Genomic DNA, 13,743 nt, shown 5'->3' with positions numbered 1-13,743 from the left:
CTCGCCATGCGAGACATCTATTTCAGTATACGATATTTTTGGAAGGACACAAGTGGAAATCTCATTTTTCTCCCTAGAGGCACAGCCTCCTCTCGATCCCGCCGTAGTCGATCCGCCTTTCTGCCCCATTCTTCAGGCGGAGACGAATTGTCCCTGAAGCGCCGCTCCGGTACGGATCCCCATAGTCTATCCCCTCGAGCGGAAAAAGCTCCTCCTCCGAAAAATCCGAGAGCTCCTCCTTCGTGATGACCTGTGAGAGAAGGACATGACTCTCTGACGCATCGTAGCGGCGTGAGAGCCGCATTTCCGCAAGCAAAATCAGGGAAGACGACGAATCCGGATTCGTCCCTCGGCTTTCTACCGTCCTGAGGCTCTCCCAGCCGTCATAAATCGTCATCGCCATCTGCCGGGGACTTCCCTCATGATCCCTTCCCTTCAGAATGACGGCGCAGGCGCCGCTTCCATCCTCTCTCCGGAGAATCTCCGTGCCATTATCCGGGAAGCCATAGGAACCGAGCCGGACAACACAGGGGCGCTGATTGAGGCGGAGCTTGTCCGCCCGGAAAATGCCCAGCGGTACCGGAAAATCTGCGAGATTGACTGCATCGAACCAATGGCATTCCTCCTCCATCCGGTAATCGAAGAACTGCCGCCGGTAGAGGACAGCCTCTCTCTGTCCGCACCAGAATATCACATTCCCGCGGAGCACTCTGCTGTTCCAGAGGCTCTCCACCGTATACTGCTGCGGCTCGATCTGCTCCGAGGCAGCCGCCTCCCACGGAAATTTGCTGTTGTAGCAGAGCTTGCCGTAATTCCACATTCCGTGCAGATCGTCCCTTCGCTTCCGTACCTTGCCAGTCCGGAGGATCGTCTCTCCGGAGGCGCCGTGATTCGTGAAGGCAAGCGCCGGACCGTCCAGAACCGTCTCCTTCACCTCTCCCGCCCGAAGAGCATCGAAGCTGCCGCGCTCCTCCCGCGCCGTCCAGAACGGATGCCCCTTCGGGAGATGCAGGCAGAGAAACGCTTTGCCGAGCCAGAACGGGGACTCCGCGCAGGAATAGCTCTGCACGAGCGGCAGGAACTTCCCATAGAAGCCGAGGGACGGAATTCCCTCCGCAAAGACATCCTCCCTGCCGAGAAACTGCAGGAGCGAGCCCGAAGCGATCTGCCGTGCCCTGCCATAGGAAAGTGACGGACTTTTCAGAAAAAGATTTCCGTCAAATGCGGAGGTCGCTGCATTCCGGTAAATGCAGCTCCGTCCCCACATAGTTGTCCAGCCATCCGCATCGAAAAAGTCCGGATAACTCCGCATCAGCGAATGGGAATGCGCTTCAAACTGCGCGGCGAGCTCCGGCATCCTTTCATAGCCGTACCAGCTGCACCAGAGCGGGCCGTAGACATTGAACGCCCAGCAGGAATAATAGTCGAAGCTTTCCCCGTCGCGATACCAGCCGTCTCCGACGTAATAGTCGAGAATCGCCTGCGCGTGCTCCTGCATGATCGTCTCGTCGATCTCGTAGCCATGCCGGAAGAGAAACGCCATATCCAGCATATTGAAGAGCCGCCAGTTCTGCGGGACAGTGCTGCTCTTCGCCCAATCCCGAAGAAAATCGGCGATCCGATCCTGCTCCACCCGGCTGCAGGTCTCCCAGATCTCTGTCTCCGACAGAGAGAGCCCGATCACCAGCGCACAGGTCTCCACTGTCTGCTGGAACGGCTTGCCGGGATCTATATCCGGCGCGCAGAGCGCCTGCATCTCCCGGTAGCTTCCGGCATAGAGCGGATCTCCCGGTGTCACCGTCCGGAGAATCTGTGTTTTATAATATTCTCGCAGCGGAATGCCGGAGATGCAGAGCTCCGGCTCCTCATGGAGCAGCACCGAAGCAATAAAAAAGGAGCGCGCCAGCCCCTCAAAGGTCTCCGCTCTCCTTTCCCGCTCCTGCTGCGCCGCTGGGGCATAGAGGTGAGGATAGCTCACCTCCGTCTCGGTTCTTGCGAGGACAATCGGATCCTCTGTCCCGGAAAGCTGGCGGAAAATGCCCTCCAGCAGGAACTTCCCCGCCTCGATCCAGCTTTCCCGCGTCAGGCCCGTGTAAGGGCTACGCGTATAGTCAAGATGCTTCGGTATGAATTTCATTACCAGTATATCCTCCATTCCGGTCTGAGCAGTCTCGTCAGCGCTTCCATATAGTAGTAGTCTCCCCATATCACATACTCATCGGTGCCCTCCGGCGTACAGGTATTGTAGGGGCTTTTGTGAGAATAGGTTCCGTGCAGCACCAGTCCGCTGCCGATCTCCCTCTGCTCTGTAATGCAGTGTCGCAGCACGCCCTCCAGAAGCTTCCGTGCAATACTTCGGTAATGCACGCTTTCCGTCCCCCCTAAATGCCCGCTCATTTCCAGCAGCCCGCAGATCACGATCAGGGTCGAGGAGGAATCCCTCGGCTGTACCTGCACATCATAGTCCGTATCGCCGAAGCGATCCTCTCGAAGCGGTTCAATATCTCCCTCTCCAAAGGACAGATCCCAGCAAGGAATCAGATCCTTCGGCAGATGATTCAGAAAATAGCTCGTTACCCGCTGGAAATATCGGATATACTCCTCCCGCTTCGTATAGCGGTATGCCATCGCAGTGCCGTATATCCCCCACGCCTGCCCTCTCGCCCAGGCGGAGCCGTCCCGATAGCCCTGACAGGTCGCGCCATGATCGAACGCGCCGCTCTCCGGATTCATAAAGACCGTATGCCAAGCAGAACCGTCCTCCCGTATGACGTTCGCCATGGCAGTACGGATATGCCGCTCCGCGATTTCCCGGAAGCGCGTCTCCCCCGTTTCTTCGCTCGCCCAATACAGAAGCGGCAGATTCAGGAGACAATCGATGATAAAGCGGTAATTTCCGGCTTCTCCCATCGTTCCCCACGCCTGCAGGAAGCCTCCGACCGGCTGGAAGCGGCGGAGCAGCTGCTCCGCCGCAAGGAGCGCTGCCCGCTTCCCCGTCTCCGATCCGATCAGCTTGTATGCCGCCACGCAGGACGGGCTGTAGAGGAAGCCCATATCATGGTGATCCACATCATAACGCGTCTCAATTCTCCGCAGGAAGGACACCACCTGCCTCTCTCCCGCATGAAGAAGCGCCGCCTTTTTTTTCACTTCCGCTTCCGCCTCATAGGCGAGCCAGATCTCCCCGGTCCAGAAGCCTGTCGTCCAGCCCCGGTTCTCCCCGGGACGGTAGCGGCCGTTTACGCTGTTTGCCCCGGGGAAGGAATCCGTAAAGTCTGCGAGATTCCGCTCAACCTGCTGCACCGCACTGTGCAGCGCCTCTCGGATTTCCCGATCCTGTGCCTCGGGATAGCCCTCGAGCGCGCTTTCCGTGATCCATTTTTCCATCCTCTGTCCCCCTGTCCCTTTCTCTCTTTTATTCCGCGTATATTTCGTTCATTCACAAAACGGATGCCCCTATACGTCTTGACTTCTGCCTTCTTATCCCTTCACGCCGGAGGAGGCGATACCCGCCACGAAGTATTTCTGCAATGCCAAAAATACCGCCAGTACCGGAATCAGTGAAAGCACCGAGGCCGCCATGATCAGCCCATACTCCGCGGAATACTGGGAAATGAACATTTTAAGTCCGATCTGCAGCGTCTTTTTGGATTCGCTTGTCAGATAAATCAACGGGCCAAGGAAGTCGTTCCATGTGTTTACAAAGGTAAAGATCACCAACGTCGAGAGCGCCGGCTTCGAAAGCGGCAGCATGATGCGCGCATAGATCCCATACTCGCTCATTCCGTCGATCCGCGCCGCCTCGCAGAGCGAATCCGGAATGCCCTCATAGAACTGCCGCATCATGAAGACGCCGAAGGCCGAGAATGCCTGCAGGATAATGATGGCAAGGTGCGTATCCGCCAGCCCGAGCGAGCGCATGAACATGAACTGCGGAACCATGTAGACCTGCCACGGTACGGCAATCGTCGCGACATAGGCGAGGAAGAGGAAGTTTCTGCCGCGGAAGCGCAGCTTCGCGAAGGCATACGCCGCGAAGCTGGAGCTCAGAATCTGAAGCACTGTGACAATCAGCGTCAGCTTCACGGTATTCTTCGTGAAGGTGAGGAGCGGGATCTTGGTCCAGATATCGAGGTAATTCCTCCAGCGCGGAGAACGGCTGATCCACGCATAGGGGATCACGAAGATATCCTTATTGAATTTCAGGGAGGCAGAGAGCATCCATACAAAGGGAATCAGCATCAGAAAGGCAAAGATGCAGAGGATCAGGTAAAGTAAGATCCTGCCGAGCAGTCTGTTTTGGCTTTTACGTTTCATCTTCTCTCCCTTCCTCAGTCATTTGCATAATTCTTCTCGCCGCGGAACTGAATCAGCGTGATCGCAAGAACGATACCGAACAGAACGATCGCCGCCGCCGAAGCGGTTCCCAGCTTCCAGTTCCGGAAGGCCTCCTCATAGATATAGTATACCAGCACCATCGCGCTCTGATTCACAACGCCGTTCGAGCCGCCCGCGAGCATATAGACGATGTCATAGACCTTGAAGCAGTTGATCGTCAGCATGATTGTCACAAAGAAGGTTGTCGGGCGAAGCTGCGGCACCGTCACATAGAGAAACTTCTTGAAGGCGCCCGCTCCGTCCAGGCTTGCCGCCTCATAGAGCTCTCCGTTGATGCCCTGTAGTCCGGCAAGATAGATCACCATGTAATAGCCCATATTTTTCCAGATTGAAAAAAGGACGATCGTCAGCAGCACGGTTTTCGGAGATGCCGCCCACTTCAAGGGTGCGGTATGCAGCACGCGGATCAGCAGCTGATTGATGATCCCACCGTTCGCCGGGGTGAAAAGCATATTCCAGACAGCGGAAACCGCCACAAGGGATGCCACATAGGGGAAGAAGGTCACTGTGCGGAAGAAATTTCTCCCCTTGATCGGCTGGTTCAGCAGGATCGCGAGTCCCAGCGCGAGCAGCAGCGTCAGCGGCACGGTGAAAATGCTGTAAAGTATCGTATTTTTCAGAGAAGCAAGGAAACGCGGATTCGAGAAAATATCTGCGAAATTCCGGAGCCCGACGAAGCGCATCGCGTTGCTGCCGTCCCAGCTCGTAAACGCCATGACAAAGGCCAGAATGATCGGCCCCAGCGTGAATACCGCGAAGCCGATAAAGTTCGGTGCGATGAAGGAATACGCCACAAGCGCCCGCCTTCTTTCCCTCCTTTGATTGTTGCTCTCCATATTCTCTCCCCTCTGTATGTCTTCCTGTACGCATCCCTTCTTCGGCAATGGGAGAGCAGCGATACTTCCGCCCTCCCACCTTCTGTTTCAAATCAGCGTCAGTGCAGTACCGCCTGCACGCCGTCATTCATCGCCTGTATTGCATCATCCACCGTCGCAGACTCCGTCATAATCAGATCATGCTGCTCATTGAGCACCGTCTCGATCTCCGAGGACTTGTCATTCGCCGGCATCTCGAGGTAGGTATGGCTGGTTACCAGCGCCGTCTTCGAATCTTCGTCCTGCGGGAAGCCCTCCATACCGGCGATCATTTCCACGATCTTCTCATTTCTCATCGCCGGAATGTTGCCGGTGGATGCCATCACCTGCGCACCCTCCTCACCGCTGACAAACCTCACGAAGTCCCATGCCGCATCCTTGTTCGGTGCACTCACAGGGATTGCCAATGAGGTAATGGTGGCAAGCGTTGATCCCGGCTCCACGCCCTCTGCATGCGGGTACTTCACGATTCCCCAGTTCTGACAGCTCGTGTACTCTCCGCTCTTGATCTTGTTGATCAGGGTCGCAATGAACCACGAGCCCATATTCATCATGCCGATATTCCCCTGTGCGAACGCATCCGAGTAATGCAGTCCCTGCGTCTTCAATGTCGCATAGTCCATGCATACACCGTCTCTCTGCTCTCCGAGCACCATCTCATAGTAGGGCTTCGTAAAGCCGTAATCGCCGTCCACGATGGAATGCTTCCCGTCAAGAATCCCGTCGAGCTGTACCGTAGATCTCCACGTATGATAATGTGCGCCGTAGACCTCCTGCCCCGGCGTCGTATCTGTCAGCGAACGGGCGATACGGTCATACTCCTCCCAGCTTATATCGTTTGTCGGGTAGGCAACCCCCGCCTTGTCGAAGATATCCTTATTATAGTAGATCACCCATACGTCAGAACGGAACGGCAGCTCATAGAGCTTGCCCTCGATCTTCACCTGATCCGTCACACCGCCGTAGAGGGCGGTATCCACCTGATCCGCCGCGATCCGCTCATCCAGCGGCTCCAACACGCCCTTGTTCACGAGCGTCATATAACCCGGCATATCCTTAATGGTGACCACATCGAAGTCAGAACCGGAGCCGGAAAGCTGAGTGCCCAGCACCGTACTGTAGTCTGTGGAGCCGAGATCCACCATCTCCACCTTTACATCCGGATGCGCCGCTTCAAAGGCATCGATCAACGGCTGATAGTAAACGGTGCTGGAAATGTCCCAGAGTGCCCATTTGATCGTCTTCGCGCCTCCCTCTGTCTGCCCGCTTCCGGATGCCGCTTCGCTCGCCTTCGTCCCGCTGTCTCCTGCCGGCGCGCTGCTGCTGCAGCCGGAGAGATTCGCGGCAAGCAGACTCATCACAACTGCAGCACCAATTGCTTTTTTCTTCATACCTTCCTCCTTTTATCCGGCAGCAAGAGCTGCCGGTCTCCTTGACTTATTGCCTGCCTCTATTTTATAATCCCTTTGCTTGTAGAAAAATGCGGTTTTTTTCTCAAATCTCATCATTTTTTGTTTGTTTCGACGGATTTTGTCATATTTTTGAATAAAGCTGTCAATTTATTTGAAATCAGTCCTTCAGAAGAGCCTATGAAAAGATACTTCCGTTTCCATTCCCTGCGCGCAAGGATCCTCCTGCTCTCGCTCGGCTTCTCCGCTCTGCTCGCACTCGCTGCCGCTTTCCTTACTTTCGCGTTTTCCCAGCGCTATCTGCAGGAATCCCAGCAGCAGTCCTCCATCATCAATCTGCAGATCCTCGGAGGCGAGCTGGATGCGGATCTGCAGCGGGTGGAGCTCCTCGCTGACTTCATCCAAATCGATCCGTCCATCCGCAACTACCTGAGAACCGTTACCGATCCGACATCCAGCCTCGCTGCCCGCCGGACGCAGGCGCTCAGCAGCTGGAACCGGCTTAACAACCAGTTTCTCAGCAGCGGGGTGCGAAGCAGTCTGAACCGTGCCGTCGTCTCCGTTTCCGACGGAAAAAGCTTCCTTCAGATCATGTCCAGCAACGGACAGCCCAGCAATTTCAATGCGCAGAGGCTCATGGCGGCGCCGTTTTTTAAGCCGCTCTATTCGGCGGAGCGTATCCTTTATCAGGGTCTGCAAGCAAATCCGCTGGACTTCGCCGGCGTGCAGCAGATCATCCCCCTTATCCGTCCGATCCGAAGCAGCAATTCCTCCCGCATCCTCGGCTGGATGTATCTGGAGCTGACGCCGGAGCTGATTCTCCGCAGGATGCGGAGCTTCTCCCTCCCTGCGGATGCCGGTCTCTATGTCTCGATCGGAGAAGGACAATCCTACCTTTACCGCGATGGTACGCTGCTTTGTGCCGTGCCCCCCATAGAGGCGCTCTCCCTCCGTCTCCATACGGAGGGCTGGGCGCTCTCCCTCGTCCCCTCTCGGACAGAGCTCAGGCCCCGCCAGCACTACTTCTACGGCCTCGCCCTGCTCTTCTCCGCGGCTGTCCTCCTGCTCGGCAGCCTGCTCTCCGCCCTGCTCCGAAGAGAGATCAACGCACCGGTCGAACGGCTGCTCGCACGGATCGAAAAGACAGGCGGCGGCGATTTCTCGCAGGATCCGGAGATCGAATGGGATAATGAACTGGGCAGCATAGGGAGGGGGATCAATGCACTCTCCGAAAATATACAAACTCTCCTCAACACCCGTATTCAGGATGAAAAGGCAAAAAAGGAGCTGGAATACCGTATTCTCCAGTCCCAGATCAACCCGCATTTCCTGTACAATACGCTGAATACTGTCAAATGGATGGCGAGCATTCAGGGCGCCGAGGGCATCGCGGAGATCTCTACCGCACTCTCCCGCCTCCTGAAAAATATCGCCAAGGAGCAGAGGGAAATCATCGCTCTCCGGGAGGAGTTTCATTTGGTTGACGATTATTTCACTATTATGAAATATCGATACGGTGGAAATATAGAGCTGGAATACCAGATCGACGAGGAGTGTCTGCTTCTTGCCGGCATTCATCGTTTCTCCCTGCAGCCGATCCTCGAAAACGCGATCTTTCATGGCATAGAACCAAAAGGCGGAGCCGGAAAAATCCGCATCCACGTCTGCCGTGCGCCCGAGGATGCAGACAAACTTCGGATCTCGGTCTATGACGACGGCATCGGGATGCGCGAGGAGCAGATCCGGAGAGCGCTGCTCGGAACCGGAGAAGAAGAAAATGACTTCTTCCGTCATATCGGGGTGTCTAATGTCCGCCAACGTATCCTCTATGCCTTCGGTGAACCCTACGGGCTCTCCATCCGAAGCGCTCCCGGCAGCTTCACAGAGGTCTGCTTCCTTCTGCCGCTGCGCTTTCTCGACACAAATGCAGAAAACGACTGATTTGCTTTCTCAGCTGTATGCTTTTCGGAGGTGCCCCTATGTACAATGTTTTCATCGTTGACGACGAGCCGCTCGTCCAGATCGGACTTCGTTCCATGCTGCAAAGAGACTTCGCTTCGGAGGTTACCGTCTCCGGAAGCGCTTCAAACGGAAAGGACGCGCTCCGTTTCATTACAGAGCAGCGCCCGGACATCGTCTTTGCAGATATCAAGATGCCCCTGATGAGCGGGCTAGAGCTGCAGGAGGAATGCCGGAAGCGCTTCGGCGAGCTGCCGGTCTTTATCATCCTGACCGCCTATGAGGACTTCGCGCTCGCACGCACTGCACTGGCAAACCGTGCGGCGGATTATATCGTAAAAATCGAGCTCAGTACGGAAAATCTCAGGAGGGCGCTGGAGCGTGCTGTGAGGATTCTGCGCGAGCATAAAAAACAATTCTTCCCGGATGCAGCCTCTCCGCAGGACTCTATCGCAGAGCTCAAAAGACGCTTCCTGTCCCGGCTCCTCCGCGGAGAGCTCCGGGAGCGGGAACAGCTCCTGCAGGAGGCGTCAGAGCTTGGCTTCGAGCGCTTCCATGACCGCTATCTCACAGTGTATTGCGAGATCCTCCCACCGATCTCTGTCTCACAGGAGGAAAGTCAGACAAATGACCGGCTCCGACAGCTCTGTACCACCTGCTGCACCATGGCAGAGGAGATCATCCGCCGCAGAACGGAATTCCTCCTCTTTCCCTATGACCTGCGTCACTTCACGCTTCTCTTCTACTTCGAGGAGGGGAGCGCCGTCGCGGATCGAACTGCGGCAATAGACGAGGCCCTCGAAAATGCGCGGGAAATGATCCGCAGCTACTTCAATGCCTCGCTCCGCTTCGGCATCGGCACCGTCGTAAATGATCCGCTGCAGATTTCCGAATCCTTTCAGGAGGCGAAGACTGCGGAGGAGCAGACGAACGAAAGCGCTCCGATCCGCCGCTTCAGCCATATCGTCGGCGCCAACCGCCGTTCCGGAAAGGATCGACTGATCGCGGAAATCCAGCATTATATCGACGAGAATCTGAGCGGGAAGCTGCTGCTGAATGAAATCGCCGAGAGCTTCGGTCTTTCGCCCGCCTACCTCTCCGTCATCTTCAAGAAGAATACCGAGATCGGCTTCTCGGAATACGTCTATACAAAGAAGATCGAGCGGGCGAAGCAGATGCTGCTCTCCGGGGATATGAAGATCTACGAGGTCGCGGACGCGCTGGGCTTCGAGTCCGCCTATTACTTCAGCAAGGTCTTCAAGAAGGTGGACGGACACAGTCCGAGAGAGTATATCCAGCAGAAGTCCGAGGGGTCGGATCCCCCTTGACATCGGATGATAATGCAGAATGACAAGCTTGACCGCTGCGCCAGATTTCGATATTCACTCCGGAAACCATAGCTCGATCCCCTCACCCCGCATCGTGAGAAGGAGTCTCCAGCAGTCCTGCTTCCATTCCCGCCGCAGGCGCGCATCCCGGATTGGGAGACGCTCCTTCTCGATTCGCGACACGCCCTGACAGATGAATGCCGCGTCTCCGACCTGTATCTCCCATGCATCCTCCTTCGCGCCGGGTAGAAGCTCCGGCTCCGTACAGAACATCAGGGTGAGGCGGCATTCCGCGCTGCCTCTGTAGTGATCCCGCAGGCAAATCCCCTCTCCCTTTCGAAAGGAAACACTGCGCCGGTAGCTCTGTACCAAAGAACTGCCATAGGCGCCCGCAAGCTCCATAGCAATCCGGCTTTCTGCATCTCCGAGCTGCCATTCTACCTCCCGCGCGGCGAATTCCGCACCAGCTCTTTGCTGAATTTCTCTTTCCTCCGGTGCGGAAATACCGGCATCCTCTTCCCGCAGATAGAAGCTCGGCAGATTATGATATTTCGACTGCATTGTCCAAATCTGATAACGCTCCGCCGAGAAGGTCTTCCGCGTATAGGTCTCTACGCCGATATCGATCAGGAGAGGCTTCCCGTCCCGATAGAGCGTGACTGAGCCGCAGTCATTATGATTGTGCGCATCTGCATTATTCCCCGCCTTCACCGCAAGCGTATAGCGTGCATCCCGTGTGAGGAAGAGCCCAACGCTCTCATAAAAGCAATCTGCCGGAGGCTCTGCCGATTCAGGCGCATATTCGAGCATTTCTCTCTCTGAGGAGAGCTGCAGGAGATGATAGTAGAGGTTTTCCTCATTACAGAGAAGCCTGCCGTTTCTATCCTCTCCCGATGGCTCGAAGCCGCTTCTCCGATAGTCCTCCGCAGCAAAACGGGCATAGCCCTCATTGCCTGTCGCCCGCGCGAAGAGGAAATCCCGCGCAGTCCGAGAGCCTGCATGGGGAGAGCAGTCTGCGAAATTGAAATATCTGCCGGAGCCGACATAGACATTCCGGATATAATTTCCGATCTGGTAGAGCAAAGGGCTGTGAAACACAGGCATAGACGCATCTCCCAGAATCCGGCACAGGAGCCGCAGCGCGCCATAGAGGCAGAGGCCGGCATGACCGTAATACTCCGCACCCTCACTGCAGCAGCCGTCATCCCCGTACTCGTCCAGAAAAAAATCGAGAGACAGCGCTGCCTGCCGAAGCTCTGCCTCTCCCGCCTCCAACCGCTCCCGCGTAAACAATGCAAGCAGCACATTCTGCGTAATCCACGGCGTCCAGTTCAGCATCGGACTCTTCCCATCTCCCATCCACCAGAAGTGATAGCTTCGGTAGGGATGCAGGATCCGCTCCCGGATACGCTGGGAAACCAGCTCTGAAATGAAAGGGCTGATCTCCCGGAGCCTCGGTCGGAGCAGCTGCTCGGCGACTCCTATGATCGCCGCCGTCTCCGCTGCGAAGAGATCGATGACCGGGTGTGCCGCATCCTGTAATGGGTACTGCTTCTCGTCCCGGACATAGGAATTATGCGCCGGAAGGCACCAGCCGGTCTCCTCGAGGAGCAGATAAAGTCCGTCCAGAATCGGGGACAGGAAGCGCCCTCTGTTTTCCATGCACTCCGACAGCACCAGTGTCGTGAGCTTCTGCCGCCTGGAGAAGTATTTCCGTTCAAAGCCCTCCCGCTCCCCGCTCTCTGAAAAGCACAGATAGTCGCTCGCGAGAAGCTGCGCCCACGGCTCTGCCGCCGCTTCCTCCCCCGTGCGGATCTGCGCCGCACGGTATTCCGGCGTAATCCCGTCCCAGAAGCGTCTCTCTCCGATGTCCGGGAAGGAAAGCGCGCGCGGCACGATTTCACCGGAAAGCATATCCTCTGCCAATGTACAGTGCTCTCTTCGATATGGCATACTCAGCCCTCGCTTTCCTCTCCGATCAATTCAATCTGCGTCAGTGCCGGAAACGGACTCGGCTCTGAAGACTGCCTGAGCCCCCGGAGCAAAACCCATTTCACGCGCCGTCTGTCCAGCCCCGAAAAGATGTGCGGTGCTCCGAGGGACTTCTCCATCCTGAGCGCTTCCTCTGTCCCATCGGAAAAGCAGAGACAGGCGGCAGTCCACCAGTTATCATGCGGAAAATCCGCCCGCGTATACAGCCGAGCCTCCCGGATATCCACCGCTCTCCCAAAGTCAATCCGAATCTCCGCATCCGCTCTCCGGTTGATCCCCCACGAGCTGTAGGGCCACTCTCCGTGTCCCTGTACCGCAACGATCCCGTCAATCGCATTTCTTGCCGCAAACACCGCTTCGCCGCGGGTCTCGACATTTGCCGAAGCATGGGGATACACCCCCTCGACTTCATGCCTGTCAAAGGGATTTCTCGCCAAATTCCGCATTCCCCCTGTCTCCCAGCGCTCGGCAAGGCAAATTCGAATATAATGACGACTCCCGCTGAATGCACGCGGGTCATAGCTCTCCCGCTCTTCATAGAAGGGCACCGGATAGCGAATACAGTCCGTCCTCACATAGACCAGCGCCTCCCCGACCGCATTGTCCACTGTGATCCGGTAGAAACGAGCCCGTTCCAGCCCGGAGAATTCGATCACATCATTCCTCCGATACTCCCCTGTGTAGCAAAGGGTAAGCTCCCTCTCCCCCTCCGCGCTCTGCTTTGCGACATTGTCCCATGTATTATAGATCCTGACCCGCAGCATAAAAGCCTATCCTCCCGTCGTTTGCTTCCGCCAATTATAGCGGATGCTATGTGATGGGAACATAGACTTTTTTTCGGATTCGTTATTCTTTTTTTACATCCGGCGCTGGGATCAGAAGCCGTAGTAGCGATTCACGCCAGCAGTCAGCCCCTCCGCGAACTTCTCAAGCCTCGCCCTGCCGTGCTCCGTCGCCTTGTCTCCGAGCTCGATGTCCACCGAGGGAATCGTGGAATAGGCGGTCTGAGTCAAATCCATATCCATGGAGCCGCCGGAAAAGATCTTCACATTCTGCTCGCGAAGCCCCTCCACGAGACTTTCCCCGAGCCTTTCGTGCTTCTTCCAGGTGGAGGCGACCGGCTCCATGCTCTTCAGCCCCTCCGGCACCGACATATAGAAGGCTCCCTTATCCTTTTCGGTCGAGTCGAAGTGAATCGCGATATGGCAGTCTGCCTTGTTGTTGGAAATGACGGTTCGCGCCACATTGTCGAGCTGCACGTCCTCTCCCGTACGGAGCATCAGCACATCATAGCCCTCCGCAAGGAGCTGCTGCCCGAAAATATGCGCCAGCTCCAGATTGACCTCCGCCTCGGTCTTCCCGTCCGGAAAGGTCATCCCGGAGGAAACCGCCACGGCGCTGGTCGCGCCCGCCTTCGTCGTTCCGCCGGTCAGCTTCGCGCTGCCGTCCGGATGGCAGAGCGTCTTCACCGAAGCGCCGCCCTTCGTGCCGTGTCCGGCATTGACAGCGATGGTAATCCCCTTCGGCGCAGCGCTGTCCGTCGTATACAGCACCGCCTTGCCGGTATTGATCTTCGCATTCGAAGCATATTTCCAATCCAAATTCAGCCCGATCTCTGTCGCGGCGAGGCTCTGAAACGCCATCGATACGGAAAAAGCGGCGGCAAGCACCGCCATCGTCCATTTTCTCATTTTATCCTCTTCCCTTAAAAGCCCGTCCCGGATACCGCGGCATCCGATGCTATGAAAAGTCTAGCGCAATTCCCGGCGCAGTGCAACGGAC

Annotated in this window: 9 protein-coding genes and 1 pseudogene; 2 read left to right on the top strand and 8 right to left on the bottom strand. The window is 56.5% G+C overall.

Features of this window, described 5'->3' with window-relative positions; translation table 11 throughout:
* Nucleotides 1-73: 73 nt before the first annotated feature.
* The 5 genes from HW273_RS03655 to HW273_RS03635 all read right to left on the bottom strand — a co-directional run bounded on the left by HW273_RS03655 (nucleotide 74) and on the right by HW273_RS03635 (nucleotide 6,664).
* A complete protein-coding gene (locus HW273_RS03655; protein ID WP_179010487.1) occupies nucleotides 74-2,137 on the bottom strand; it encodes a DUF2264 domain-containing protein in 2,064 nt (687 codons plus the stop codon).
* On the bottom strand, nucleotides 2,137-3,387 hold the full coding sequence (locus tag HW273_RS03650; protein ID WP_179010486.1) for a glycoside hydrolase family 88 protein: 1,251 nt from the start codon (nucleotides 3,385-3,387) through the stop codon (nucleotides 2,137-2,139). Before HW273_RS03650 ends, HW273_RS03655 begins: the two co-directional genes overlap by 1 nt.
* Before the next feature lie 93 nt (nucleotides 3,388-3,480).
* Nucleotides 3,481-4,317, bottom strand: a complete 837-nt coding sequence (locus HW273_RS03645; RefSeq protein ID WP_179010485.1) for a carbohydrate ABC transporter permease — start codon at nucleotides 4,315-4,317, stop codon at nucleotides 3,481-3,483.
* A 14-nt stretch (nucleotides 4,318-4,331) separates the two neighbouring features.
* Entirely contained in the window at nucleotides 4,332-5,234 is a 903-nt protein-coding gene (locus HW273_RS03640; RefSeq protein WP_179010484.1) for a carbohydrate ABC transporter permease, read from the bottom strand.
* A 98-nt stretch (nucleotides 5,235-5,332) separates the two neighbouring features.
* Nucleotides 5,333-6,664, bottom strand: a complete 1,332-nt coding sequence (locus tag HW273_RS03635) for an ABC transporter substrate-binding protein (protein WP_179010483.1) — start codon at nucleotides 6,662-6,664, stop codon at nucleotides 5,333-5,335.
* Nucleotides 6,665-6,862: 198 nt separating this feature from the next.
* Here HW273_RS03635 and HW273_RS03630 point away from each other — a divergent pair, with 198 nt between their 5' ends.
* Both HW273_RS03630 and HW273_RS03625 read left to right on the top strand, forming a co-directional pair.
* Nucleotides 6,863-8,623, top strand: a complete 1,761-nt coding sequence (locus HW273_RS03630) for a sensor histidine kinase (protein ID WP_179010482.1) — start codon at nucleotides 6,863-6,865, stop codon at nucleotides 8,621-8,623.
* Between the two features lie 38 nt (nucleotides 8,624-8,661).
* Nucleotides 8,662-9,969, top strand: coding sequence for a response regulator (locus HW273_RS03625; protein ID WP_179010481.1), 1,308 nt, complete (start codon nucleotides 8,662-8,664; stop codon nucleotides 9,967-9,969).
* Nucleotides 9,970-10,023: 54 nt separating this feature from the next.
* Here the strand turns inward: HW273_RS03625 and HW273_RS03620 are convergent, their stop codons facing one another.
* From HW273_RS03620 to HW273_RS03610, 3 genes and pseudogenes are all read right to left on the bottom strand, one after another.
* Nucleotides 10,024-11,922 (bottom strand): heparinase II/III domain-containing protein, encoded by a 1,899-nt coding sequence (locus HW273_RS03620; RefSeq protein ID WP_179010480.1) that lies wholly within the window; start codon nucleotides 11,920-11,922, stop codon nucleotides 10,024-10,026.
* A 2-nt stretch (nucleotides 11,923-11,924) separates the two neighbouring features.
* On the bottom strand, nucleotides 11,925-12,725 hold the full coding sequence (locus tag HW273_RS03615; protein WP_243206737.1) for a carbohydrate-binding protein: 801 nt from the start codon (nucleotides 12,723-12,725) through the stop codon (nucleotides 11,925-11,927).
* A 111-nt stretch (nucleotides 12,726-12,836) separates the two neighbouring features.
* Nucleotides 12,837-13,577: pseudogene (locus tag HW273_RS03610) on the bottom strand (N-acetylmuramoyl-L-alanine amidase family protein); the annotation flags it as partial.
* Nucleotides 13,578-13,743 lie beyond the last annotated feature (166 nt).

The organism is Oribacterium sp. oral taxon 102 (assembly GCF_013394775.1).
GTDB lineage: Bacteria > Bacillota > Clostridia > Lachnospirales > Lachnospiraceae > Oribacterium.
Note: the sequence above shows the minus strand (reverse complement) of the source record. Positions and strands in the feature narration are given on the sequence as shown.

Bases quoted from the DNA above. Each gene is read 5' to 3' on its own strand.
- HW273_RS03640 (WP_179010484.1), bottom strand. From the start codon at position 5,234: ATGGAGAGCAACAATCAAAGGAGGGAAAGAAGGCGGGCGCTTGTGGCG.
- HW273_RS03635 (WP_179010483.1), bottom strand. From the start codon at position 6,664: ATGAAGAAAAAAGCAATTGGTGCTGCAGTTGTGATGAGTCTGCTTGCC.
- HW273_RS03625 (WP_179010481.1), top strand. From the start codon at position 8,662: ATGTACAATGTTTTCATCGTTGACGACGAGCCGCTCGTCCAGATCGGA.
- HW273_RS03650 (WP_179010486.1), bottom strand. From the start codon at position 3,387: ATGGAAAAATGGATCACGGAAAGCGCGCTCGAGGGCTATCCCGAGGCA.
- HW273_RS03645 (WP_179010485.1), bottom strand. From the start codon at position 4,317: ATGAAACGTAAAAGCCAAAACAGACTGCTCGGCAGGATCTTACTTTAC.
- HW273_RS03615 (WP_243206737.1), bottom strand. From the start codon at position 12,725: ATGCTGCGGGTCAGGATCTATAATACATGGGACAATGTCGCAAAGCAG.
- HW273_RS03620 (WP_179010480.1), bottom strand. From the start codon at position 11,922: ATGCCATATCGAAGAGAGCACTGTACATTGGCAGAGGATATGCTTTCC.
- HW273_RS03655 (WP_179010487.1), bottom strand. From the start codon at position 2,137: ATGAAATTCATACCGAAGCATCTTGACTATACGCGTAGCCCTTACACG.
- HW273_RS03630 (WP_179010482.1), top strand. From the start codon at position 6,863: ATGAAAAGATACTTCCGTTTCCATTCCCTGCGCGCAAGGATCCTCCTG.